The sequence below is a fragment of the Fluviispira sanaruensis genome, assembly GCF_004295685.1.
Classification (GTDB): domain Bacteria; phylum Bdellovibrionota_B; class Oligoflexia; order Silvanigrellales; family Silvanigrellaceae; genus Silvanigrella; species Silvanigrella sanaruensis.
Map to the genome: position 1 here is coordinate 3,107,674 of NZ_AP019368.1, position 25,538 is coordinate 3,133,211.

Below are 25,538 nucleotides of genomic sequence, written 5' to 3' on the forward strand. Positions count from 1 at the left end.
TCAATAATGGTATAGAGATAGCTCACCATATATTTTTCTTAAATGTTCTTTTAAGTTTTACTAAATTGAGATAGTCTGTCCCGCATATGTTGTATTCCATTTTTATCCATAGTAGATATAAAGCGCTGCATATAAAACAAAAAACAAGAAGGAAATCTATGTCTTTTTCTCTTTGTATTATTTTTTACTTACTAACAGGTGCTATTGCCGGACTTTTAGCTGGACTTCTCGGCATTGGTGGTGGAGCTATTGTTGTTCCAACCCTTGCATTTATCTTCCTGCACAATGGCATGCCAAAAGAACACATCATGCATTTAGCAATTGGCACATCATTGACTGCCATGTTTTTTACTTCCTTTTTTTCGAGCTATTCTCATCATAAAAAAGGACGAGTCGAGTGGGATATCCTTTTAAAAACTGCACCAGGAATATGCTTAGGTGTTTTTGTAGGAGCTTTTTTTTCTGCAAGAATGAATACAGATACTCTTACAATCGTATTTGCAATTTATTTGATTTTTATTTCCATTCAAATGTTCCTTAAAAAAGATAAAGTAACAGAAAAAAAACACCTCTTTAAAGATTCAAAACCAACGCTGGCTGGTGGTGGAGTGATAATAGGTTTGCTGTCGGGGCTCTTAGGAGTGGGAGGAGGAACGCTCACTGTACCTTTTCTAACCTATCTTGGCAAAAGTGTGCACAAAGCAATTGGTACATCTGCAGCCTGTGGATTTCTTATCACAATCGTTGGTACTATGAGTTTCACCTTATTAAGCAGTGAAGCTAAAAATCTTCCAGAAGGATCAATTGGATTTATTTATCTACCAGCAGCTCTTGGAGTTACAGTTATGAGCTCAATTTTTGCGCCTATTGGGGCAAAAATATCGGGACAATTGTCTCCAAAAGTTTTACTCAAATGTTTTTCGATACTATTGTTTGCAGTAGCGGTAAAAATGCTCGTTTAATATTGCTTAAAACAATTTCTCAAGCTGAGTTCCAACCATAGGCGCAAAAAGAAAGCCACTTTTGTGCGCTCCCGCGCACACATATCCAGTCAATTGATCACATTTTATATTAAGCTTTTCAATGACTAATTCACTATGGCCATAACCTACTCTCAAACCTGTTTTGTATTCCAAATTCTTTATTTTTTCCTTTGCTAAATAAGGATCATTTGCAAAAGATTCAGAGCAAAGTTTTATAAGTTCCTTATTTTTTTCTAATAGATCAGTTTCATCGAAGACGTTAATATCATCGATTTTGAGAGTGGAAGCTGAGATTGATTGATTATCAATTGGACCACTCATTGTCACTTTAGTTTTCATATTCTCAGCAACTCTTTCCATGAGAACATATTCTTCACTATAATTTTCAAAAATATTGTTCCCATAAAATGTTGTACCCACAGTTATTCTTTTTGCTTTTTTCATTTGATCCGGAATGGGTATCTCAAGATCTTTCAATAAAGACTCTGTCCATGCTCCTGTGCAAAAAATAATTTTATGCTGAAGACCTTCTTCGCTTAGTTTCTCCAGTTCGTTTTTCGTAAAAATTTTATTTATAAAGTTTACTTTTCGTTTAACTAATACATCTGTTAGCAGTTGCATGAGAACAAATGAATTGACCCATGCTTCTTGTTGGTATTTAATTTTTCTCTCCCCCTCTTTCAAAATAAAATCGAGGGGAAGATTTTTATTTTTCAATTCATCATCGTCTTGTTTAACTCTTTTATATTGTTTATCTCTATTATAATGACTCGAAAAGAAGTCTATGCCAAGCCCTAACTTAAACACAGATTTTATTTTAAGATCTACTTCTACTTCTAAAATTAAATTTTTAATCCAGTTCTGATAGCATTTTTTTGCATCTAACTTTACTTGAAAATGTTTATCTCGACCAAACAATTGTCCTTTTGTTGCTAAGTTTGCTGCAGCTGCATATGATCCTGCTAATGGATTGTTAGAGGAAATGATTTGTATTTCATTTCCATTTTTCTTTCCTCGTGAAAGATATTCCGCAATCGATAAGCCTAAAACCCCAGATCCAATTATTGATATTTTTTTCATATATATTCTCACTTCCAAACTTACAATCAAGACTTTCAGTGAATGATTGTGTAATATTGACATACTTTAAAAACAAAAAGAATAAAATAAAATTTTGACCATATATATTTACATTGCCGAAATAAATGCTTAAATTTTTTTTAACTAAAAAAATTACTTTTTATGAAATTTTCATATATAATATTATCGATATAAAAATCTAGGACCAAACAGAAGAGCTGTTAGGGTATTTTGAAAGAAAGCAAAGAGGACAATATCTTGCAAGATAACAATCCATCCTATTTTAATAAAACATTTCTTATTTTAAGCCTAGGATATTTAATTGATTATTTCGATCTCGCTCTATTTGCAGTTATTAGGCACAGTGCACTTTCAGCAATCGGGGTGATCGAAGCAGATATACTCACAACAAGTTTGCTTATGTTCAATTTACAAGCTCTGGGTTGCGTTATAGGCGGCTTTATTTTTGGTATTTGGGGAGATAAATATGGAAGAATATCAGCTGTACGAGCTGGTATTCTTTTGTACTCAATTGCCAATTTGGCTAATATTTTCGTTACAAATGTTCCTGCATTTGGCCTTATGCGCTTTTTAGCTGGCGTAGGCCTTGCTGCCGAATTAGCAGCATCAATCACTCTTTTAAGCGAAATTTATTCCAAAGAAAAAAGAGGAATTGCATCTGGAATTTTATATTCCTTCGGAATAGTTGGTGGGATCCTTGCTACATTCGTAGGTAGTCATTTGCAATGGCAGCAAGTATTTTTAATCGGAGGAATTTCAGGCCTTGTACTTTTATGTCTAAGATTTGCTTTTTTAGACTCGAAAATATTTATTAATTTAACAAAAAATAAAGAAATACCTAGAGGTAGCATAAAGTTAATGTTTCTGAAAAAGGAAAGCATAAAAAAACTCGTCTGTCTCACATTAGGTGTTTTTCCATTTTGGTTTGTTGCTTTTACTGTAAATTTCTCACCTGAAATTGCTAAACATTCTTTTTATACCTTCACACCCAATCAATCTATTTCTCTGGCAATCTTTTTTATTGGCAGTTTAATAGGTGCGCTCTTTTTTCCAATCCTCAGCAAATTTTTAAAGAGTCGAAAAAAATCTATTTTAATCGCTCTTTTTCTTATGCTAAGCTCATTTTCTACCTTTGCATTGCCCAATTTCATGCAATTAGAAATCTTTTATGGCATACTTTTTATCGGTGGATTTACCAATGGCTATCTTGGAATTTATTTGCTTTTTTGTGCAGAGGTTTTTGGTACAAATCAGAGAGTCACAGCAACATCTCTCATTTCAAATATTTCAAGAGGCTCGCTCATATTAAGCAATTTACTGGTACCTTTGGTTGCTTCATTTTTTTATGAAATGGGAACAGGCGTTGCTCTTTGTGCTGCTTTTTTCTTTATACTCGGTATAGTTCCTATTTTTGTTATTAAAGACACATTTAATAAAAATATAAACTTTATAGAGAAATAAATTATTTGCCATTACTTTCCATAGCAAATGTAAACTTTCCCATACTCTTTAAGTACATATATGCACTTTTAACTTGATAATCATCGCGCAATGAAAGCGGCCAGTGATCGGTATCTCTTTCTTCTTTTTTATTTTGCAGAGCAATTGTATTTTGGTCTTTTGCCTCTATATGTTTATCTAAATCTGCTTCGCGCCTCGCTCGGCCAATATTGGATTCACTTTGCACTTGCTGAACTTTGCCTAAGATAGATTGCGAAATAAGTGGAATATCAGGTGTAATACCCTTTGCTTGTATGCTTCGCCCTTTCGGAGTGTAATAACGCGCTATAGTGAGTTTCAATGCTCCTCCATTTGGCAATGGGACAATATTTTGTACGCTGCCTTTGCCAAATGTTTGGGTTCCCATAATAATTGCTCTCTCTCTATCCTGTAATGCCCCCGCAACAATTTCACTCGCGCTTGCTGTTCCTTCATTGACAAGAACAATCATAGGAAAATACGATAAAGAATTTCTCTTCACAGCATATTCAACATCTTCAGGTTTATTTTGATCTCTTCCAATTGTTGAGACAATTATACCTGAATCAATAAATAAATTGGTTACACGTACAGCTTGATCCAACAGTCCACCTGGATTGTTTCTGAGATCTAATATGAGTCCTTTTACCTTCCCATGATTTTTTACTTCAAATTCTTTTATACTTTTCGAAAGTTGTTCAGAAGCATCTTCTTGAAATATTGTTAATTTAGTATAGATATATCCTGTACCTAATTGATACATTACCACGCTATTACTACGAATAACTTCTCGCTCTAAAGTAACACGTTTCGTAATTATAGTTTTAGATGATTTATCTGGTGTATAAAATTCAAGAGTGAGATCTGTCCCAACCGCTCCACGCATTTTTGAGAGTGCTTCTTCAATATTTTTAGTATTTACGACTATGTCATTTACGTTGGTGATAAAATCACCTGCGCGAATTCCTGCTCTCTCAGCAGGAGAATTATCTATCACTTCAATTACTTCTAATTTTCCACCCGCAGGATTTACCACAACTCCTATTCCACCAAATTTTCCGCTGGTATCTGTTGAAAAGTCTGAATATTGTTTTTGTGATAAATAAGTTGTATGAGGATCCAAATCCGATGTCATTCCTTTCAATGCTTTTTCTATTAATACATCTGGATTTACGACACTTGGATCGACATAACTTGACTCTAAAAGATTGAGTGCCTTTGAAAAAGCTTCGAGAGCTTGATATTTTTTATTTTCAATTTCAGCTCTTTCACTAATGATATGTTCATTTGTTACAGGCGGTGGAGTGACTCCTGCAAAATTTGAATTTGCTAAGATATTTATATTAATTAGAAATTGTGGAAAAAATAAGAATAGAACTTTATTTATTTTTTTTCTTTTTATTTTTAACATCACGATATTCCTCAATAAAAAAATTGAATATCTTTTCAATAGAAGTCAATCAATATGATAGGATTAAAAACAGACCTTTGTAAGCATGCAATAAGCTCCTAATTGACATCAAATAATAACTTGACTGTATAAATGAGCAAAAAATTCGTCTCTTGAGACCATCTCCATAAAAATCAAAAAATATTTTGCTTTTTTTCTAAAAAATACAATAAAAAATTGCACATATTACGTCAATTAAATGACATTGATTCATAATTGTTTTTTTCACCCAAATTATAATATATTTTTTTAATGCATATAATAAATTTCTTCTTATTTTTGAAAAATATATCTAATAAAATTGTGTTATAACTCTATTCAATTTAAAAAATATTCAAAAATAAAAATCAAATATTATAATAAAATTAATTTTTATTACCAAGACATACACAACTTGAACTAGTATAATTTACCAAATAATAATCGACAAATTTTTGGCGCATAAAAATTGTCTTTAATTTTTTCACTGCTAGATTAATTTTTTCAACACAAAAATATTAATTTAGGAGATAGAAATGCTTTTTTTATTTATTAAAAATACATTAAATCAAACAAAGAGGTTTGCTCTGTTAGGCTTTGTAGCTGCTAGCTCTTTACCTGCAATTGCCAATGCAGAAGAATGCTTTTTTATGCAAGATAAAGCAACTGGCCATTATCTAGATGGTAATAATTCCTCTATTTATACACAAGATTTTAATAATGGAATGTATCAAAGATGGAGTTTAATTCACACGGGTGATGGAAAATCTGTCTTTTTAGTAAATAAAGCCACTGGAAAAGCTCTTGATGGCAATGGAAAAGCTCTTTATCCACATGCCCCTAATGGTGGTGCATATCAAAAGTGGGAATTGGTTTCATCCCGTGATGGTGGAAATTTGTTTTATGTAAGACACCAAAATTCAAGGAAGGTTTTAGATAGTAACCATGCCTATAATGCTTATTTATTCGATTACAATGGTGGTGATTTTCAAATCTGGAGATTTCACGCTACTGGCTGTAATTGATAACTTGCTTGACATAAAATATTCTTAAAAAGGTATTTATAAAATATAAATACCTTTTTTTATTTATGAAATAAAGTAGCAAGTTGAAAAAATTTCAATCAGCGATTTAAATACCTGTTTCGTTATGCAGGAGATCCTTCGTTTGCTCCACCGCCGGAACGTGGGTAACTTTTGCGTCCCGATATCATTGAGCGCATAAACTCACGGTTCAAACGCGCAATATTTTCAAGGCTGATATCCTTCGGACATGCACCCGCACAACTACCCATATTTGTACACGAACCGAAATCTTCTGCGTCCATTTGATAAACCATTTTTGCCACCCGCTCAGATCTTTCAGCTTGTCCTTGAGGCAACAAAGTCAATTGAGAAACCTTAGCAGAAACAAACAACATAGCCGCTCCGTTACGACAGGCTGCAACACATGCGCCACAGCCTATACAAGTTGCAGCATCGAAAGCTAAGTCAGCTTTTTCTTTTGCAATTGGCAAAGCATTTCCGTCTGGTGCACTTCCAGTATTCACAGAAACATATCCACCCGCTTGAATAATTCGATCAAAAGCGGATCTATCGACCACTAAATCTTTCATGACAGGAAAAGATTTTGCTCTAAAAGGCTCAATCACGATAGTTTGTCCATCGCGATAATGGCGCATATGCAATTGGCAAGCTGTTGTTGATTTTTGCGGCCCATGTGGGTTGCCATCAATTACCATTGAGCAAGATCCACATATCCCTTCGCGACAATCATGTTCAAAAGCAACGGGCTCTTCACCTTTTAAAATAAGTTTTTGGTTAAGGATATCAAGCATTTCAAGAAATGACATATCTGGATTGACACCTTCGAGATCATAATCACAGAGTTTTCCTTCTGCGTTCTGATCTTTTTGTCTCCAAACTTTAAGGTGTAAGGTCATATGTTTGTTAGAACTTTTATTTTTCATAAGAATTTGTCCTTCTTGTTTACTTATAACTGCGTTGGGTTGGATGACAATATTCAAAATCCAATTTTTCAACATGACGCTCAGGTTTTTTAGCATCCCCTTTGTATTCCCAAGCAGCTACATGGGCAAAATTCTTATCATCACGCTTAGCTTCATTGTCTGGAGTTTGATGCTCTTCTCTAAAATGTCCACCACAGGATTCTTCTCTTGTGAGGGCATCGAGACACATTGTTTCACCAAGTTCTATAAAGTCGGCAACTCTACCTGCTTTCTCAAGTTCTTGATTGAGTCCTTCACCATGTCCTGTGATTGCCACATTTTGCCAAAACTCTTCGCGAATTTTTGGAATCTGTTTGAGAGCTTTTTGTAGGCCTTCTTTATTGCGCGCCATGCCACAATGATCCCACATAATATGCCCCAATTCTTTATGAAATTGATCGACAGTCTTGTTACCTTTAATTCCAAGTAGCTTAGTTGTTCGTGCTTTTGCACTTGCTAGCGCTTCTTTAAAGGCAGGGTGATCGGTTGTTACCTTAGGAAGGGTTGTGCCCCCAATATAGTTTGTCAAAGTCGTTGGAATAACAAAATAACCATCAGCAAGTCCTTGCATAAGTGCAGATGCTCCTAAGCGATTCGCACCATGGTCGGAAAAGTTTGCTTCACCTAGAACATGCAAGCCTGGAATTGTTGATTGAAGATTGTAGTCTACCCAAAGACCACCCATCGTATAATGGACGGCAGGGTAAATACGCATAGGGGATTGATAAGGATTTTCTCCCGCAATTTTTTCGTACATTTGAAAGAGATTTCCATATTTTTCACGGATTTTATCTTCTCCTAAACGTTTAATAGCGTCGGCAAAATCCAAATAAACAGCAAGCTTTGATGGACCGACCCCTTGTCCATTGTCACATTCCAGTTTTGCCGCACGGGATGCAACGTCACGCGGAACCAAGTTACCAAAACTTGGGTAACGGCGTTCTAAATAATAATCTCTTTCATTTTCTGGAATTTGTGCAGGTGGACGGGTGTCGCCTGCCTTTTTAGGTATCCAGCAACGGCCATCATTGCGCAAAGATTCTGACATAAGAGTTAGTTTTGACTGATGATCACCTGAAACTGGAATACAGGTAGGGTGAATTTGGGTGTAACATGGGTTGGCAATAAGTGCGCCTTTTTTATGTGCCCGCCAAATAGCTGAGGCATTAGAAGCTTTTGCGTTGGTAGATAGATAAAAAACGTTTCCATATCCACCAGTTGCTAAAACAACGGCATCGGCATGGTGCGTTTCAAGTTCACCCGTTGCGAGGTTGCGCACAACAATTCCTCGTGCGTGCCCGTCTATGACAACAAGTTCAACCATTTCACGGCGTGGATACATGTCGACATTGCCGTCTGAGACCTGTCTCATCATGGCTTGATAAGCACCAATTAGCAGCTGCTGTCCGGTTTGCCCTCGCGCATAAAATGTACGAGAAACCTGAGTTCCACCGAAAGATCTTGTGTCTAAAAGACCACCATATTCACGTGCAAAAGGCACACCGAGTGCAACACAGTGGTCAATGATACGCACGGATGTTTCCGCTAAACGATAGACATTTGATTCTCTCGCACGGTAATCTCCACCTTTAATTGTTTCATAAAAGAGGCGATAAATGGAGTCGCCGTCATTTTTATAGTTTTTAGCTGCATTGATACCACCTTGAGCGGCAATTGAGTGCGCTCGGCGTGGAGAATCATGAATGAAAAAGCTTTTCACATGATAACCCATTTCACCCAATGATGCTGCTGCCGATGCACCACCCAAACCTGTTCCTACAATTATTATGGAATGTTTTCTACGGTTTGCAGGATTTACAAGCTTTGAAGAGAAACGATGGTTCGTCCATCTGTCTTCAATAGGACCTGTCGGAGATTTGGAATCGAGGTTGATTGCCATTTGATATTACCTCGCAAAATAGACAAAAAGTGGTTGAGAAATAAAACCAGCAGCAACAACAACTGCATAGGTATAACCAAAAATTTTAAAGAATTTATTATAGCGTGGGTGGCTGAGACCAAGCGTTTGAAAAATAGATTGCACACCATGATAAAGATGTAAGCCAATTAAAATCATAACAAGACCATAGCCTGCAACATAAAGTGGTTCATGAAATTTTTCGATCACCAATTTATAAATGTCTCTCATTTCAATGCCATTATAAGTAACAAAATATTCTGGGCCAAATTTAAAGGTAATAAGGTGCCAAATCACAAAAGCTAGTGTAGCTGTACCTGTGTAAATCATGGTTCTTGATGCAATAGAAGCTGATTTTTCACGCATAGGAGTGACGGCATAAAATTTTGGTTTTGTCCGAGAGTTTCTTACCACTAAAGTCAAACCCGTAACAGCATGAAATAATAAAACAGCTACTAAAAATGCCTCGATCAAATAAATTATTGGATTTGAAGTGAGCGCATGACTATAATTATTGTATGCTTCTGCACCGACAACAATAAGCATATTTCCTATCATATGAACCATGACAAATAACGACCAAACGATAGCAGTTAATGCCATTAAGTATTTTTTACCAATGGTACTCGTTAAGAAACTAGAATTTGCTGACATAGAGCAATTCTCCTAATAAATGATCAGAAAAAACAAAACCTCTCAATACACAATTGAGCATTCACACTCAACCTGTCAAACGTATAAAGATAATATTCTCATAAGACAAATTGCAAGTTTTGCGCGCGGATTACAATTTGCTTGAAAGATAATACAAATCAATAAAACACATCGGTATTATCAAGTTGCTTCTCAATATTAACATGCAAAACGGATGACATATTTTCTGTTGATTCCTGATTGATCTTATCAAATTTTGCCGCAAATTATTTGCCTGCGTTGAGTTTTTGAAATTTACATGAAATACATTTTTGATTCGCTTTTAGCTTAAAAGTAAGGTATAAAATTTTTCTTAAATAAAATAAAAATATTTTATACGTAGTTTTTTTCGCTCAGATTAAAACTAAGCTGCGATGAAAATTTCAAAAAATGATTTATTATAAATATATTTTAAGCTTTTTAAATATTTTTTATTCGATAAGGAGATTTTATGAAATTTTTTGTTTCTTTAATTATTTTTGTGGGATTTTTTGTGGGTTGTGGGAAGGAAAATGCGAATAATATACCTGCAGAACAGCTAAAAACAAGACAGATTACAGATGAAGAAATAGCCCAGTGCTTAAAAGAAGATCCAACCAATCGATTTTGTATAAAATATGTTTTAAAAAGCACAGAAGTATTAAGTTATGATGAATATGAAGCAGATAGACTTTATCTTTTAAAGAATAAACGCATTACACAAAATGAGTATAATACTCTTGTTAAGTTTGAGTATGTCCCGAGTTATAATGATAGAATTGTGTATATTACCGGACTAACAGATTGCCTTCCAAAACCTAAAGCGAATTAACCAACCTTAGACACAAGTAAGGTCACAGCAAAAAAGCACATAACGAGACCGGAAAATATTGAAATATAGCGCGCTTTGTTTTGTAAAAATCCGGAAGCTTTGCGTGCAAGCAATAGATAAGTTAACATTGATAAACACGTAACGATAATTTGAATAATACACAACGTAATAAGTTGAGAAAATGCTTTCTCATCCTGCGTTATAAACTGCGGAATAAGAGCAACATATATAAATAATACTTTCGGGTTCGTGATACAGCATAAAAAGGCTTCACTAAAAAGAGCTTTTTTAGACCGCTCTGCAATAGAATCGGTTAAAGAAAATTTTAGATTGCCTTTGCTCATAAACGATTTAATTCCCAAATAAAATAAATATAAAGCTCCTACTATTTTGAGACCCATAAAGAAATTGGGAGAGATTTTTAAGACACCACCAACACAAAATACAGTGACTGCGGCAAAAAATAATAGAGCAAAAGCAGTACCAGGAACCGCAAATAAAGCGTTATTTAATTTATACTTTAAGCCATTGTTGATCATGAGGACAACATTTGGCCCAGGTGAATAAGCAAGTGCCAAAACTGTCCAAGTGAACAACAAATAAACATTTAAATTTTCCATATATTTCCTTATTAAACTAATTTGTCTTGAAAACGAGCGAGCAAAGGGGTTAAGTTTACATTTTTTATTTCAAAATAGATCCGTTCAATTCCCTTCGACTTTCCTTTGCGTTTGATATGAATATCACCCACATCATACAGAGCTTCGAGGTGAGTGCCACCGCAGGGTATGGAAATACCGTTCATCTGCCAAATTCGACACTCTGGTTCGCCTGGAATTTCGACTATCTCAACTTTGTCTTTATTTTGAATAGAATTCTCTACGAATAACTTAATAAATTTAACATCATCTTCCAGAAATTTTTCGACGCCAACGTCAAAACGTCCACCTTCATTGCCAATAAGACACCCAAAAGTTGTTTCAGGAACAGCGTTTCTCAGTTCAGTCATACCCATATAAACAACATGCGATATTGTGTGACTTATAGTCAATTCACAACGGTTTTTAAGATCAATTTCGACTTCAATCTCACCAGAGTCTGGCAATAAATCAAAATTTTCTTGCGCAAGGGTCAAACGCACTTCACCCTCAACGTTTATCAGTGGAAAATCTTTTCTGACAACAGAGCGACCCATTCCAACTGACTTTTGAGTGTCAATAAAAGGTAAAGTTATTGCTTGGTATTTTACCACACCTTTATCACCAAGTTGTCCGCCTCCTTCCGGATAAGCAATGGAACGTGCCAATGCGATGGTATTGCCTTCTCTTTTTTCAAATTGGGTCTTTGCTCTTTTACCATATGGAAATTGGTAAAATAGTTTTTCTGTTTTAAAGGTCATAATATTCCTTTCAGACATGCATTCAGTCTCTGTAACAAATTTTCTAAATTCACCGTTGCGTCAGGACTGAGTCGAATGCGTTCATTTCTAATTTTTGCAATGACTCCGAATTCGAGCAGTTTATTATAAATTTCCAAAGTATCAATATTTGCTAAGGTAAATGACACGATACCTGTACATTTTTCTTCAACAATTGGAGAATGTACAATTGCTCCATAACTTAATAAATGCTGCGTAATGGCAAAAGAATTTTGTTTTAATTTTGTTACGACATTATTATAATTTTCATTTAATAACTCTGATATTGCGCTGTGTAAACTTATAAATGAAACCCCACTCAAGGTTCCTAATTCAAACCTAAGCAACGAATGATTAATATGACGATTTTTACAATCATATTGATTCCTATCAGAAAAACTATTATAGCCAAAAATAGTTTGTTTTAAGAGCGAATTCATTCGTTCCGACACCACAGCAAATGCGGCTCCCTCGAGGGCACGTAGCCATTTGTGTCCAGCTGAAATGAAAAAATCGATATCGTGAATATCAAAATCAATCGCACAAGAGCCAACCCCTTGCACGGCATCCACAGCAAAAATTACATTGTTTTTTCGACACCAATGCGATAGATCTTTTAAGTTATTTTTATAACCGTTCCAATAATTAACCCACTCTATCAGCAGAACATCAATTTTTAGATCCTGTATATCTTCAACTTTTATTTCACCTTTGTCATTGCCTATCTCGACAACTTTATATTTCATTTGTTCAAAAGATAATTTTATTCCTCCAATTGATGGAAAATATTCTTTTGGAATAGCAACAACACTCCCTTCTTTCAACCTTAACTGAGTAAGTAAAATACTCATTGCATCGGTGGTTGAAGTATAAAGAAGAACGCTATTTAATTTATTTTGTAAAAGTTCAGAAATTTTTGAACGACACTGCTCTACTTTTTCCCATCCTTTTTTATATCCAGATATATAAAAATTATTTTCTTTATAAGAGTTAATAAACTCCATGACAGCTGCGTGGGTTTCAGCACGCAGCTGTCCAACTGATGCTGTATTTGAATAAATCATTGTCATTACCTATTTTAAATTTTGAAAGCACAATTGATTTCATCTGTATAAGTTTCTCCTCGATCTGGAGAAATGACTAAAACGGTTTCATTCGCTTTACATTGCTTTAAAAGTTGTTTTTTAGCAACACTAATTGCTAAACAAGTACTCATTCCGACCGTAAAAGAATTGCTGTTTGTAAATATTTTCATTTCATGCAATGTTCTATAAATATTTGAAACAAAAATCTCGTCTATATATTTTGCAGCTTCTAAAAATGTCAAACATATTTCATCCTCAGAACCCACCCCCCTACATGTTGATAACTTATAAGTGATAGAACGTTTTGCCTGATTCACAATGCTACTTGAAATATCACAACCAACTATTTTAGTTGCAAATCCGTTTTCTTTTAGGGCGAGACTCACCCCTGCGAGCAATCCGCCCGTACCAACAGGAGCCACAACAAATTTTGGTTTTATCTGCATTGCTTTGAGATCATTTACCAACTGCATTCCTAATGTCGCTTTAAAAGCATCTATAAGATCTAAATTATTATGCTGATCAAATGAATACCAACCTTCATTGTCAATCAGATGATTTAATTCTTCTATGCGGACAGAATTATTTTTTACCATTTTAAAGCATCCATTTTTGCTTTCGACAACTTTTGCCAAATATGGATGAGGAATTTTTGTTGTAATGAACTGTGTTTTTCCTTTAGCAAGATGCACACAATGGGAAAGAGCCATGGACCAAGAGCCACTGCTTCTATCGGCTACTTTAGATAGATCGACTTTTTTATTTAATGCCTTTTTTACTAGAAATGCCGCTGAACGAAACTTATGATTGTAATTTAGCGATCCCCCCTCCAATTTTAAATAAATACGCTCATCGTCAGAGGATTGAATAAGGGGAGTCTGTAAATGCATAATTCTGTCTAAATAATCTATACTTTTCATAGTTTCCCTTAAATAAAATTCTAAAGACAAATGACTTCATCACAACAAAGATGTTGTTTATTTAAATAAAAATCATTTAATTCTAATGAATCACATATTATGATATTTTGATTATTATAAGTCAAAACTTTTTCGAAATATTTCTCTTGAGACTTATCTTCATTAAATAGTATTACTTTTGAACAGACATCCACACCTGTAAAATGATTTGGCAGAGCTAATAACCCTTCTTGAATAATGTATTTATCTCTCTTTACATAAACAGAGCCACTTAAAAAGGAAAGACCCAAATTTTTATTTTGCATCGTATGAATAGTATCTGTTTGTAAATCTTTTACATACTTTCTCATACCTACAGCTTGCAAAAGAGAAAGAATATAAAGACAACAAAGGTCGTCGACTTTACCGACTCTATTTCTCAAATAGCTTAGTAAAATATTAAAACTCTGAGGAATGTTATCATTCAATTCTTTTACATAGATATTTTCACATACCAATGAACATGAATAGTTATGTATTTTAAAAAAATCATGATTTATCTCAACTTTAAAAGAAATATTTAAATCTGAATTTGTTACAGGAATAACAGCTTCCAGATCCTGACTCACAATAGGCAAATAAGTATTATAAAATTTTATATCCATTTTTTTCTCATACATCATAAGACATTATTTTTGAATAAGTGCTTCTATAAATTTCAAACGAATAATTATTTCTATTAAAAATATTAACTATGTTACTTTTTTTAATATTGTATGCAGGATCTGTGATATTTAATATAATTCCAATAGCCGTCCCTGAATGAGCAACACAAACACCACAAGCTTGATTTTCTAGACATATCTCTTGTATCTCGGTAAAATTCTTTTTTGGCAAATAATTCTGACTAATCTGTGCACTCATCGTAGCACATTTTCCTAAAATTTCAGTATTCCTTATTTTAAGAGCAAGTTTGAGCTGCTGATAAATAATTTCAAATTTATTCACTTCAATATTACTGTATTTAATATTTTTTGAATTAAATTTTAAAGTATCCACAACCCCATCTTCAACTATACCGATTATTTCAAAAGGCATATAGCCTAAGCTTTCCATTAAATGACAGTCATGATGATGATAAGCGTTAAATCCAGGATACATCACTCCATCCGTTGGTTCGACCTGTCGACAAATAGAGGAAATCAAATCACGTTCTTTATCTTCTTCAATTTTTTCATTATGCAGAATTGCTTTTAATGTGGCGACAATGTCAGCTGAGCTTGATGCTAGCCCTTTGCCACGAGACAATTCTGAATGTATTATAAGTGAATAATCCCCTTTTTTTCCTATGTTTTCTCTTAATATATCTGCAGCTAGATAGCTTTTTGCATAAATATCCCTGTTCTCAAGAAGAGTTCCTTCAAGATATTTAGCACAAGAAAATTTTTGAATTGGCAGAGTAACAAGAAAAGGTTTTGAGTGAATAACTCCTTGGATAAGTTCACCAAAGGTTCCGTTGCAAACAGCTTGTGATTGGATGTACATATATGCATTAAATCTTTCTATAGAATAATAAAAAAATTCTTCAAATATCAAAAAGTGAATATTCAATCCTATAAATTACATTTCATAACAATTACATTTAATGAACTACTCTTAAAGATTTTTCAATGCAAGATGATTTAATAAATTTTTTATTTAGATATTTCACATAGACTTCCAATAATTAAACATAAAATTCTGATATTTTTTCAAATTCTTAATTCATAGACTACCATAATAAAATATGTTCTTTAATAATTTTTTATGGCTTTAAAGAATTTTATCTTAAATACAAATGTAAGTTTTTTTATTTTACAAAGTATTATTTGTAAAAAAATTTAGATTAAGCATTATTTTATTTTTTTAAAAAAAATTCAAATAATTATTTCTGACAAATTCAACAACTCCTTATTTGAAGTCTACTCCATTTCATAAGTTTTCGTGAAATAGAATAAAAACAGAAGCTTAATAAAAATGATAAATTTAATTATATATGTGAAATATCATTTAGAATAGAAAAATTTGTGCATAGCTAGAATTGTCGATGGAGATAAAACATCGGGTCTGGTTTCTTCAGTAACTCCATGTGAGGCAGCAAGTTGCCAAAATTCACTCATTCTACCAGGACTTTTTTCTTCAAGCTGCTGGAGCTGCGCATGCAATGCTCTTCTTAACATCTTTCTCCGCGCACTGAATAAAACAGTGGTAAATGAACTAAAAGCATTATCCTCATCTGGCGTTGGAAAAGAAAAACTCTTCGGACAGAGCAAAACAATAGCAGAGTCTACTTTCGGCTGAGGAACAAAACATTTCGCAGGCACGACAAAAAGTTTTTTGACCTCGAAAAAAAGCTGAATACGTACGCTCAAACGTCCGTAATCCTTTGTTCCAGGTTTTGCTTGTAACCTATCTGCAACTTCATTTTGCACCATGAAAATACCATGTGTATAAAATTTATAATATCTACAAAACCAAAAAAGAATATCACTTGTAATATAATATGGTAAGTTTCCGACGCAAATACATTTTTGTTCTAAACTAAGAGCGGGATCTTCACTTGGATTCCATTTTAAAATGTCAGTCTGGACAACTTGAAATTGATTTTTAAAATCTTTTGCTAAGGTTTCATTTAAGCCTTGTACGGAACGTTCGTCTTTTTCCAGAGCTTTTATTTTTATATTTTTTTGTAGAAGAGGCAGAGTCAAAGCCCCTGATCCTGGGCCAATTTCATGCACATATTTTTGTTCTTTTTCACTAAAAAGTGTATCAATAGAACTGGCTATTTTTTCAACTACGTTGGCATCTCTTAAAAAATTCTGACCAAGGGATTTCTTTGCGTGAAGATGAAAAGCATGGTCTGCTTTCTCTTTTTTGAAATCTTTTTCTTTTTTGAATTTACTGCGCATAGCCGTCCTGCCAGTTGAGGGTTTAGAGGAGATGACTCCAGTTATTGCATTGCAAGAAGGAGGGTTCAGTGTCAAGCAATCCTTTTAGACTTTACGAATGTCCAGCAACACGGTCCGACAGAATTAAGTTTATGCTCGAAGAATTATGCATTCCCTATGATTTAAAATTGATAGACCTTGCAAATGGCGAGCACAAAACCCCTGAGTTTTTAAAAATAAACCCCTATGGCGCCGTTCCTGTGCTTGAAGACATAGAAAAAAAGCTTTTTATTTCAGAATCAGGCGCTATCTGTGAATATATAGCAATGAAATATAAGCATAAACTTTATTTCCCTAATGAAAAGAGCGATGAATTTATTCGTTATAAAGAACTCATGTATTTTGCTGTCAGTTCCCTTGATCCTATCTGTTTAACTATTTTACACCAGGCAAAATCACTTGCTCCAGAAAATCGATCGGTATATCTTCTTGAAGACGCCATTAAGAAATTTTCTTATTGTGCTCAATTTTTAGAACACGCTCTTAAAGATAAAACTTATGTACTTGGAAGCAATATAAGCACACCGGATTTTATCATTGCAGCAACACTGATTTGGGTCAAAGAAGAAGTTGCAAAACATCCTATACTACAAAAGTATATAGAAAATATTTTAAAACTTCCTTCTATGATGAAAGTCCGAAATGATATTAAAAACCGCATTAAGTAGCAAAAATTAAAAAGGCCTTAACAAATGTCTCCACAAATGAATTTTATCTATAAAGCAAGGAATGAATTGCCATTATATATGCAAAATAAACATATTCACTATGCATATGGGAATACCTCTTTTGGCACTTATTTTTGCGTCTTTGAAAATCATAATATTATACATTTAATTTTTATTGATGAAAATAACTTAAAAAAGACAATTGAAAATTACAGTATAAAATATCGTTCGGCCTTATCATTTCATTCAGCTGAAGCCACTCATATTTTTGATAAAGATTTAAATATTATAGACGAAAAAGCACATTTTATATTATTCGGCACGCCCTTCCAAATAAAAGTTTGGCAATCCCTTCTTTTAGTGCCATTTGGTAGCCAAATTTCTTATAGTCAATTGGCCATAAATGCCAATTTACCTAAGTCCTGTCGAGCTGTCGCAAATGCTATTGGTGCAAACCCAATCGCCTATTTTATTCCTTGTCATCGCATTTTGCGCAAAGATGGAGGGATTGGTGGATATCGTTGGGGAATAGAAAGAAAAAAAATTATGCTCAGTTATGAAAATATTAAGATGCCGTCTTCTTTTTGTACAATGTAAAACTCTATTATTTATTAAGGAGAAAATATGGAAATTGCTACATTCGGTGCAGGGTGTTTTTGGGGAGTGGAAGCGAAATACAGAACAATTAAAGGTGTTATTTCAACAGAAGTTGGCTATCTGGGAGGGACTCTTAAAAATCCCACTTATGAAGATGTCTGCTCCGACAAAACAGGACATGCTGAAGTTGTACAAATCACTTTTGATCCTAAAATTGTCAAATATTCTGATTTACTCGATGTATTTTGGAAGTGTCACAACCCTACGACGTTAAATAGACAAGGTCCAGATATTGGCTCACAGTATCGTTCAGCCATTTTTTATCACAGTGATGAGCAAAAAGTTGTTGCTGAGAAATCGAAATTAACTTTAGAAGAAAAGCATGTGTATAAAGACAAAATTGTTACAGAAATAACCCCTACCTCAACATTTTATAAGGCGGAAGAATATCATCAACAATATTTAGAAAAAAAAGGACTTGCGAGTTGTCACATTTAAAACAAAAAAAGCGTTGAGTTATCAACGCTTTTTTTGCTCTTTTTGGTTAGTAACAGGCTGCTGCTCTGGCTGTTTTTGACTATTAGCCTGATTCGCAGTGGCAGCTTTTTTATTCTTATCTTGCTTTGGTTTTTTCTTACCATCTTTACCTGGCATCGAAATCTCCTTTTCAAATGTTATGTTAAAGTAACTTTAATAAAGTAAGCGATGTCAAATTAGATTGCAATGAGGAAATAAAATTTATTTTAAGTCGAAAATAAAAATCAGAAGGCCTGCCGTTCGGTGCCGACCTTCTGCGTCGTTCTTCTGAGGAAGAAAAGTGGAATGTAAATGTAAGTGAGGACAATGCTAAGGCGAGAGATCAAAGGTAGGGATTTTTTTATAGGTTGGAATAGAAACCTTAATCCGAACACGTTTGTTTCTGGGTGTGTTATAAACTCAAGTAATTTCAAAATGCAAGTTCTGATTTATGACTTCGCAAAAAAATAATAATTAATTTCTCAGCTACTGCACAGAAAAATGCATTTGTTCTTAGTTTTTTCCTCTACTTGTCCCCATGAGCTCTCTTTCAAGTTGATTCTTGTCAATAAATTCAGCAATATAAATTATTTGGGATTTTTCATACCTCTAAGACAGCTGCTCGTTCATATAACAAAAAAACCGCGTTTTTATTGTTTTTAAACCAATTGGGAGGGAGGTATTCACAAACTCTCCGTAAAATTATCACTCAGATTTTCTTCGCTAGGAGAGTAAAAGAATTAATTATGACTGATAAAAAAAGAGCTAAAGGTTATGGAGCTTTTTTAATTTTTCAATAGTTTCTCTTTTTCCTCTTATTTTATAATTAATTCCTTCATTTTCATATTTTTCCACTAATACACGAAATAAACTTCGGATTTCACCAATCACTCCTTGAACATTATAAGGAACAAACAAATCGGCCTCAAGCATATCTTTTTCAAAAAATTCCTGAATAAAGTGATGCATAAATTCAATATCTTTTTCATTTTTAGTGGAGATCAGAAGCGCATCAGGAAAGTCACTTTTTAATTGTTGAATATCATCTTTACTGAGTCTATCACTTTTATTTAAAACCAAACGAGCGGGAGTTTCGTCTGTCACACCTATTTCTTTCAAGACAGATTGGGTTACTTCAAGCTGAGATTTCCATGATATATCTGAAGAATCTACCACAAATAACAGTAAAGAAGCGTTCATAGCTTCATCAAGAGTTGAACGAAAGGAGGCGACTAAATCATGTGGGAGTTTTTTTATAAAACCAACCGTATCTGAAATTAAGATCCGCGGTTGCGTTTCAGGATAAAGGGTACGCACAGTTGTGTCGAGGGTCGCAAACAATTTATCTGCGACAAGAACCTCACTACCTGTAAGTTTTCTCATAAGTGAAGATTTACCAGCATTGGTATAACCAACAAGCGCAACGCAAGGCTGTTCCGAGCGCTTTGCTCTTCTGTTACCTTGTTCTTTTTGGATAGCTGCAATTTCACGTCGGAGTTCCGCAATGCGATCCCGGATCCTGCGCTTATCTATTTCGACATCGGTTTCACCCGAGCCACGCGCCCCAGCCCCACTCCCTTGTCTTTCACTTTGCCCAGCTTCTCGAATTCTGGGCGAAAGATATTTCAGTTTGGCAATTTCAACTTGTAGACGTGCTTCACGGGTCTTTGCATGACGACTGAAAATCTCAACAATAACTCCTGTTCTATCAAGAACCTCCACACCAAAAGCACTTTGCAAGTGCGTAATTTGTGAAGGAGTCAACTCACAGTCAAAGACAACAGCCTCTGCTTTTTCTAATATTTCATCCTGTTCATTATTTTCTTCATCTTTATAATCCGCAAAAGCTTCCTGTGCTCCAATCTCACTTTCATCTTCTGCTGACCCTTGCTCCGCCTCTGCCCTTAATTTTGCTTTATTTTTCCTAACAGGCACAGCAGATTTCACAATCCCTGTTCCGCCTGTAATTTTGGCAATTTCTTTTAGCTTACCTTCTCCTAATGGCACAGCTCCTGACAGATTCGGACGTCTTTGCTGAGTTGAGCCGACAACCTGAAAACCCAGAGTCTGCACCAATCTCTCAAGTTCTTTTAATGATTCTTTATTTTCAATATCGCTTGTACCTGGTAAAGAAATACCAACAAGAATGGCTTTTAAAACCTTATTACTTTCATTTTCAAGCAGCATAAATACCTTTAAAATATATTAAATGAACTGGTTCAACCAAATTACTGTGTAATTATGGATAGAGTTTAGTGATTCAGAGCATTGACGGCATTCCTAAGCACAAAGTCGATCTCCGCCAGCTAGCACCAACTTTATCGTAAATATTTAAAAAACCAAGAGCATTTCTGAGTAAAGAGACAAGGAGCAATTTAAAATGATCCTGAATAATTGACTTGAGCAATTCTTCAAGAATTTAATCTGTCTAAAAATAGAATAAGTATTCATAATCCTCTTTATTTGACTATAAAAGTAACAACATTAAATTATGACTAAAACTTGACAACTAATTCCTTATTTGAAAACTAATAAGATCTAAAATGAAATGATTTTATTTCATTTTAGATCTTATTTTTTGCTTTTATTTTGCTTTATTTTATTAAAAATACATACAATAAAGTGACCAAATCAAAAAATAGAAATGTTCTTTTAAAGAGTGACAAAATAATTGTTACTCTTTAATAAAAGGAGGATTGTTGCATTATGATTTTTTTAGAGTTTACTATAATCATTGCCTGCCTATTGTTAGGCACTCGATTTGGTGGTTTAGGTCTGGGCGTCATTTCTGGAATAGGTTTGCTTTTATTAACATTTGTTTTCGGCCTTTATCCTGGAACACCACCTGTGAATGTCATGCTGACAATCATGGCCGTGATTGCCTGTGCATCCATTCTGCAAACAGCTGGAGGACTCAATGTCTTAATGTGTTTTGCAGAAAAACTTTTACGTAAGCATCCAAAATATATTACCATTTTAGCCCCCCTTGCCACTTGGACTTTAACAGTTCTTTGCGGTACGGGCCATGTCGTTTATACGATGTTTCCTATTATTTATGATATTGCAATTAAAAAGAATATTCGCCCAGAACGCCCAATGGCTGTCGCATCTGTGGCTTCACAATTAGGAATTTGTGCTTCACCTATGTCCGTCGCCGTTGTCTCTATGATATCCATTTTAGGCAGTGCGCATGGATTAACGCATGTGATTAGCTTGATCGATTTATTAAAAGTTGCCATTCCTTCTTCATTTATTGGTGTTTTAATTGCAGCAATTTGGAGCTTGCGTCGTGGTAAGAATTTAGAAGACGATAAAGAATTCCAAGAAAAAATCAAAGATCCCGAGAATGAAGCTTATATTTATGGAGGAGCTAAAAGCACTTTACTCAATGAAAAGTTTTCAAAACATGCATATCTTTCACTTATCATATTCTTTTTTGCAATTACCATTGTTGTTCTTTTAGGGGCATTTGAATTTTTAAGACCACATATTATGGTAAATGGTAAAGAAAAAATTCTATCAATGAATTTAAGCATACAAATGTTAATGCTAGCAGCAGGAGCATTTATATTGATGCTTTGTAAAGTTGTTCCAAGAGAAATTCCGAATGGCGCTATTTTTAAAGCAGGAATGGTTGCTGTTATTTCTGTTTTTGGCGTCGCGTGGATGGCAGATACATTTTTTCATGCACATTTTCAGTTATTAGAACACATTTTAGAGGAAGTCGTTAAAACGAAACCTTGGACATATGCGATCGTTTTATTTCTAGTTTCAAAACTTGTTAACAGCCAAGCAGCTGCTATTGCCGCCATTGCACCTATGGGAATTAGTTTAGGAGTTGATCCCAAAATTATGGTAGCCTTTTTACCTGCTGCATATGGTTATTTTGTGCTCCCCACCTATCCAAGTGACTTGGCTTGTATCGGTTTCGATCGATCAGGCACAACCTCAATTGGTAAATATGTTATAAACCACAGCTTTATTATTCCAGGTTTAATTGGCGTATCGACAAGTTGTTTTATAGGATATTTCTTAGTGAAAATAGCTTTTTAAATCAAAAAAGTGGAGCCCATGTCCGGGCTTGAACCGGAGACCTCTTCCTTACCAAGGAAGTGCTCTACCGCTGAGCTACATGGGCAAAAAACATTGACTTTGTCTTAGCGGATTTAAATAAACTTTTGCTTGGGGGAAAATACTCTCAACCACAAGAAAAGGGCTAAGGTCGAAGAATTGGAGCGGGTGAAGGGGCACGATCCCTCAACATTCAGCTTGGAAGGCTGACGCTCTAGCCAATTGAGCTACACCCGCAAAGGGAAACTTTGGGAAAATGGTGGGGAGGGGCAGATTCGAACTGCCGAAGTCGTAAGACAGCGGATTTACAGTCCGCCCCATTTAGCCACTCTGGAACCTCCCCGAGAAATATGGAGCTGGCTAAGGGAATTGAACCCCCAACCGCCTGATTACAAATCAGGTGCTCTACCAATTGAGCTAAGCCAGCCTACATCTCAGTGAAGATGTGGTTAAACTATGACAGCCGATCTTGTCAAGCAAACTTATAAAAAAAAATTGTCTTCCTCTCAGATCGCTTTGAAGCCGTTAAAAAAAGCCTTGCAAAAAACGGAATTATTTTCCTAATTATTGTTTGACTATTATAATTCAATCTTATTTATGCAAAAATAAAATAATTGAAAACATCTCTAGCTTAGCGATATGGAGGCATTATGAAGCTCGGTGTCCGCAAGAGCCTGCAGGACAAGCTCAAAATCATTTTCCTAATCGGAGCCCACCTCATTCTGACAGAAACTGTCTCTCTCTCATGCCACGCACAACAGATGTACACAAGCGATGAGGACATGCACGACATTTTTCTTGCAGGCGGCTACGGAGCTCTGTTTGGCGCCCTTATGGGGACAGCTATTCTTCCTTTTCTCTCAAGCTCACCGCTCGACAACCTTAGAATTGTCGCTGGAGGCGCCTCCATAGGCTTTATGATGGGAAGTGCTTATGGAATTTACTCTGTTTCACACAACAAAAAAAATTCATACTTTAATTATGCACCAGAACCTGAAGATAATTATTATTATAGCATGCCACCCACTGTTCCCAATCAGGGCAACAACACAATAAAAAGTAATTCAGATAAACAAACAGCTCAGACCCTACGTTCTCTGCCCAAAGCAGGTGCTCTTGTTGTTGGCGAAGGCAACCGCATTGCCTTTGCAATACCTGCATTTTGGATAGGCCAAAATCAATTTGGAATCATGCTTGCTTCGTTAAAATTTTAAATCTTCATAAAAAAATTTAAGCATTAAAATTCTTTCTCCGACTCGCTTTTAAAATTTTATACTGATAAATAAATAAAATGTATTTTTTCATCAAATGGGGTTTTTATGAATGTACATTATTTTAGTCCAGGCCCAGCACGCTTGCCCGAAGAGGTTCGCAACCAAATAAAAGAAGAACTGCTCGATACCTTTGGCATGGGTGTCAGCATTATGGAAATATCGCATCGTTCAAAACAATACGAGCAACTCAGTCAAGAAACACTTGCGCTCGCAAGAAAAACCTTCCAAGTTCCAGACACGCATTCCTTGCTTTTTTCAGTCTGTGGCGCTCAACAACATTTTTCACTGCTCACACAGCATTTGTCGGCACCTGAAGACGAAATTGCATACACTAACACTGGAGTTTGGTCACATTTAGCCTGCGAAGAAGCTTATGCCAGCGGACGAAAAGTTCATTTAGTTTATGATGGCAGACCCAACTACTCAACCTTAGGCAACCCTAAGGAGTGGAAAATTCCTAAAAAAGCAAAATACGTTCATATCACAGTAAACAATACGGTGTATGGTACAGAATACAAAGAAATCCCGACCTTTGCTGACATTCCAGTCGTACTCGACATGACAAGCTCGTTGGGCGCGCGCACAGATATCCCATGGGAATCCACAGCTTTGGTTTATGCCAGTGCACAAAAAAACTTTGGTATTGCAGGCGTCTCTGTTATCATTATGCGCAATGATCTCCTAGAAAAAAGCAGAGAACTCACAAAACTTGACAGAGTGGGTAAGGCTCTTACCTATCACGCTGTCTTCGATGCCAAAAGCGCTTTAAATACACCTCCTGTCTTTCCTATTTTTGCTATGAACAAAATGCTGAATTGGATTGCTTCTTGCGGTGGTGTTTCCACAATGGAAAAATGGGCAAACGAGAAAGCAAAAATGGTTTACAGCGAAATTGATGCTGGCTTTTATTTATTTAATATCGATAAAAGCTATCGTTCGCGACATAACTTTGTCTTTAAATTACCCTCAGCAAAACAAGATGAGCATTTTATCCAAGAAGCTCAGAAAAACGGCATCCTTGAAATCAAAGGCTACAAAAGCTTAGGTGGCATACGCGCTTCTATGTACAATGGAGTGAGCCTGGAATCTGCCTCTATATTTGCAGAGTTTATGCGTGAATATCGCAAAAAGTTTGGGTAATATCAATCAAATATTTTTGTCAAAATAAGCTTTTCAAATATAAAAAAATTCTTTTTTGAACTAATTTTTTGTTGAACTTTTGATATTATAAGAATCTTTATTAATTGAAATTGAACTGTCAAAAATTGTTTTGTATTCAGCTCTACAAACCATTTATCCACTACTTCGTGCAGATAGATATTAGCAAGAAGTGGTGATAACTAAAAACCTCCTGACGTCGATTTTTTGAAGAAGGGGATTCCCTAGATACAAAAGAAAAACGAGCTGGAATTTTTCATAAATATATATTCAGATATTCAAATGTTTTTAAATCATTTAAAATAGAGGCAAAAGAGAATTAATAAAAAATTTACCCAACAAATAAAATCATCATCTTCATTATTAATGTTTACCATAAACGTTAAAACATTTATTTAAATGTAGAAATTTATTTTACAATTTCCCTTATTTGCATTATACTTA

At 34.8% G+C, this 25,538-nt stretch carries 24 protein-coding genes and 4 tRNA genes; 10 read left to right on the top strand and 18 right to left on the bottom strand.

What is annotated here, in order from left to right; all coding sequences use genetic code 11:
• Window positions 1-158: 158 nt before the first annotated feature.
• Window positions 159-962, top strand: coding sequence for a sulfite exporter TauE/SafE family protein (locus EZS29_RS13105; protein ID WP_172603952.1), 804 nt, complete (start codon window positions 159-161; stop codon window positions 960-962).
• Between the two features lie 6 nt (window positions 963-968).
• Here the strand turns inward: EZS29_RS13105 and EZS29_RS13110 are convergent, their stop codons facing one another.
• Window positions 969-2,063: an FAD-dependent oxidoreductase gene (locus EZS29_RS13110; protein WP_172603953.1), complete on the bottom strand. Its 1,095-nt coding sequence runs from the start codon at window positions 2,061-2,063 to the stop codon at window positions 969-971.
• Between the two features lie 258 nt (window positions 2,064-2,321).
• On the opposite strand from EZS29_RS13110, the gene EZS29_RS13115 reads away from it, so the two are divergent.
• Window positions 2,322-3,545: an MFS transporter gene (locus EZS29_RS13115; RefSeq protein WP_172603954.1), complete on the top strand. Its 1,224-nt coding sequence runs from the start codon at window positions 2,322-2,324 to the stop codon at window positions 3,543-3,545.
• Between the two features lies 1 nt (window position 3,546).
• Here EZS29_RS13115 and EZS29_RS13120 read toward each other — a convergent pair whose 3' ends face one another.
• Window positions 3,547-4,974 carry a S41 family peptidase gene (locus tag EZS29_RS13120; protein ID WP_130611608.1) on the bottom strand — a complete coding sequence of 476 codons (1,428 nt, stop codon included), beginning with the start codon at window positions 4,972-4,974 and terminating at the stop codon, window positions 3,547-3,549.
• 554 nt (window positions 4,975-5,528) lie between these two features.
• Between EZS29_RS13120 and EZS29_RS13125 the strand changes: the two genes are divergently transcribed.
• Window positions 5,529-6,017: an RICIN domain-containing protein gene (locus EZS29_RS13125; protein ID WP_130611611.1), complete on the top strand. Its 489-nt coding sequence runs from the start codon at window positions 5,529-5,531 to the stop codon at window positions 6,015-6,017.
• Window positions 6,018-6,139: 122 nt separating this feature from the next.
• On the opposite strand, the gene EZS29_RS13130 is transcribed toward EZS29_RS13125, so the two are convergent.
• The 3 genes from EZS29_RS13130 to EZS29_RS13140 are packed head-to-tail and all read right to left on the bottom strand — an operon-like array spanning window position 6,140 to window position 9,572.
• Window positions 6,140-6,934 carry a succinate dehydrogenase/fumarate reductase iron-sulfur subunit gene (locus tag EZS29_RS13130; RefSeq protein ID WP_130612915.1) on the bottom strand — a complete coding sequence of 265 codons (795 nt, stop codon included), beginning with the start codon at window positions 6,932-6,934 and terminating at the stop codon, window positions 6,140-6,142.
• 46 nt (window positions 6,935-6,980) lie between these two features.
• Window positions 6,981-8,900: a fumarate reductase/succinate dehydrogenase flavoprotein subunit gene (locus EZS29_RS13135; protein ID WP_130611614.1), complete on the bottom strand. Its 1,920-nt coding sequence runs from the start codon at window positions 8,898-8,900 to the stop codon at window positions 6,981-6,983.
• A gap of 6 nt (window positions 8,901-8,906) precedes the next feature.
• Window positions 8,907-9,572: a succinate dehydrogenase cytochrome b subunit gene (locus EZS29_RS13140; protein ID WP_130611617.1), complete on the bottom strand. Its 666-nt coding sequence runs from the start codon at window positions 9,570-9,572 to the stop codon at window positions 8,907-8,909.
• A 490-nt stretch (window positions 9,573-10,062) separates the two neighbouring features.
• Here EZS29_RS13140 and EZS29_RS13145 point away from each other — a divergent pair, with 490 nt between their 5' ends.
• The gene (locus EZS29_RS13145; protein WP_130611620.1) at window positions 10,063-10,422 is read left to right on the top strand and encodes a hypothetical protein; all 360 of its coding nucleotides are present in this window, start codon (window positions 10,063-10,065) and stop codon (window positions 10,420-10,422) included.
• On the opposite strand, the gene EZS29_RS13150 is transcribed toward EZS29_RS13145, so the two are convergent.
• The 7 genes from EZS29_RS13150 to rsmA form a co-directional block, all read right to left on the bottom strand.
• Entirely contained in the window at window positions 10,419-11,042 is a 624-nt protein-coding gene (locus tag EZS29_RS13150; protein ID WP_130611623.1) for a LysE family translocator, read from the bottom strand. The genes EZS29_RS13145 and EZS29_RS13150 overlap by 4 nt on opposite strands.
• Before the next feature lie 11 nt (window positions 11,043-11,053).
• Entirely contained in the window at window positions 11,054-11,839 is a 786-nt protein-coding gene (locus EZS29_RS13155; protein WP_130611626.1) for an alanyl-tRNA editing protein, read from the bottom strand.
• The gene (locus tag EZS29_RS13160; protein ID WP_172603955.1) at window positions 11,818-12,903 is read right to left on the bottom strand and encodes an aminotransferase class V-fold PLP-dependent enzyme; all 1,086 of its coding nucleotides are present in this window, start codon (window positions 12,901-12,903) and stop codon (window positions 11,818-11,820) included. Before EZS29_RS13160 ends, EZS29_RS13155 begins: the two co-directional genes overlap by 22 nt.
• 14 nt (window positions 12,904-12,917) lie before the next feature.
• Complete coding sequence (locus EZS29_RS13165) at window positions 12,918-13,844, bottom strand: PLP-dependent lyase/thiolase (protein ID WP_130611632.1); 927 nt, start codon at window positions 13,842-13,844, stop codon at window positions 12,918-12,920.
• Window positions 13,845-13,864: 20 nt separating this feature from the next.
• The gene (locus EZS29_RS13170; RefSeq protein ID WP_130611635.1) at window positions 13,865-14,488 is read right to left on the bottom strand and encodes a hypothetical protein; all 624 of its coding nucleotides are present in this window, start codon (window positions 14,486-14,488) and stop codon (window positions 13,865-13,867) included.
• A gap of 7 nt (window positions 14,489-14,495) precedes the next feature.
• Window positions 14,496-15,368: a GHMP family kinase ATP-binding protein gene (locus EZS29_RS13175; protein WP_130611639.1), complete on the bottom strand. Its 873-nt coding sequence runs from the start codon at window positions 15,366-15,368 to the stop codon at window positions 14,496-14,498.
• Between the two features lie 500 nt (window positions 15,369-15,868).
• Window positions 15,869-16,771 carry a 16S rRNA (adenine(1518)-N(6)/adenine(1519)-N(6))-dimethyltransferase RsmA gene (rsmA, locus tag EZS29_RS13180; protein WP_130611642.1) on the bottom strand — a complete coding sequence of 301 codons (903 nt, stop codon included), beginning with the start codon at window positions 16,769-16,771 and terminating at the stop codon, window positions 15,869-15,871.
• A gap of 68 nt (window positions 16,772-16,839) precedes the next feature.
• Between rsmA and EZS29_RS13185 the strand changes: the two genes are divergently transcribed.
• Genes EZS29_RS13185 through msrA form a run of 3 tightly spaced genes read left to right on the top strand, consistent with a single transcriptional unit; the run spans window position 16,840 to window position 18,573 of the window.
• Entirely contained in the window at window positions 16,840-17,478 is a 639-nt protein-coding gene (locus EZS29_RS13185; RefSeq protein ID WP_172603956.1) for a glutathione S-transferase family protein, read from the top strand.
• A 24-nt stretch (window positions 17,479-17,502) separates the two neighbouring features.
• Window positions 17,503-18,075: a methylated-DNA--[protein]-cysteine S-methyltransferase gene (locus EZS29_RS13190; RefSeq protein WP_130611648.1), complete on the top strand. Its 573-nt coding sequence runs from the start codon at window positions 17,503-17,505 to the stop codon at window positions 18,073-18,075.
• Between the two features lie 27 nt (window positions 18,076-18,102).
• Window positions 18,103-18,573 carry a peptide-methionine (S)-S-oxide reductase MsrA gene (gene msrA, locus EZS29_RS13195; RefSeq protein WP_130611651.1) on the top strand — a complete coding sequence of 157 codons (471 nt, stop codon included), beginning with the start codon at window positions 18,103-18,105 and terminating at the stop codon, window positions 18,571-18,573.
• Window positions 18,574-18,594: 21 nt separating this feature from the next.
• On the opposite strand, the gene EZS29_RS16230 is transcribed toward msrA, so the two are convergent.
• Together EZS29_RS16230 and hflX are read right to left on the bottom strand one after the other, a co-directional pair.
• Window positions 18,595-18,729, bottom strand: a complete 135-nt coding sequence (locus tag EZS29_RS16230) for a hypothetical protein (protein ID WP_281276277.1) — start codon at window positions 18,727-18,729, stop codon at window positions 18,595-18,597.
• Between the two features lie 627 nt (window positions 18,730-19,356).
• Window positions 19,357-20,778 (bottom strand): GTPase HflX, encoded by a 1,422-nt coding sequence (gene hflX, locus EZS29_RS13200; RefSeq protein WP_130611654.1) that lies wholly within the window; start codon window positions 20,776-20,778, stop codon window positions 19,357-19,359.
• A gap of 519 nt (window positions 20,779-21,297) precedes the next feature.
• Here hflX and EZS29_RS13205 point away from each other — a divergent pair.
• Complete coding sequence (locus EZS29_RS13205) at window positions 21,298-22,644, top strand: anaerobic C4-dicarboxylate transporter (RefSeq protein WP_130611657.1); 1,347 nt, start codon at window positions 21,298-21,300, stop codon at window positions 22,642-22,644.
• Window positions 22,645-22,654: 10 nt separating this feature from the next.
• Here EZS29_RS13205 and EZS29_RS13210 read toward each other — a convergent pair.
• The 4 genes from EZS29_RS13210 to EZS29_RS13225 all read right to left on the bottom strand — a co-directional run bounded on the left by EZS29_RS13210 (window position 22,655) and on the right by EZS29_RS13225 (window position 23,089).
• A tRNA-Thr gene (locus EZS29_RS13210) sits at window positions 22,655-22,729 on the bottom strand.
• Window positions 22,730-22,822: 93 nt separating this feature from the next.
• Window positions 22,823-22,899: transfer RNA gene (locus tag EZS29_RS13215), tRNA-Gly, on the bottom strand.
• A 20-nt stretch (window positions 22,900-22,919) separates the two neighbouring features.
• Window positions 22,920-23,005, bottom strand: a tRNA-Tyr gene (locus EZS29_RS13220).
• An 8-nt stretch (window positions 23,006-23,013) separates the two neighbouring features.
• Window positions 23,014-23,089 (bottom strand) — tRNA-Thr (locus EZS29_RS13225).
• A 223-nt stretch (window positions 23,090-23,312) separates the two neighbouring features.
• Here EZS29_RS13225 and EZS29_RS13230 point away from each other — a divergent pair.
• The gene (locus EZS29_RS13230; RefSeq protein ID WP_130611660.1) at window positions 23,313-23,876 is read left to right on the top strand and encodes a hypothetical protein; all 564 of its coding nucleotides are present in this window, start codon (window positions 23,313-23,315) and stop codon (window positions 23,874-23,876) included.
• Between the two features lie 105 nt (window positions 23,877-23,981).
• A complete protein-coding gene (gene serC, locus EZS29_RS13235; protein WP_130611663.1) occupies window positions 23,982-25,076 on the top strand; it encodes a 3-phosphoserine/phosphohydroxythreonine transaminase in 1,095 nt (364 codons plus the stop codon).
• Window positions 25,077-25,538: the final 462 nt, after the last annotated feature.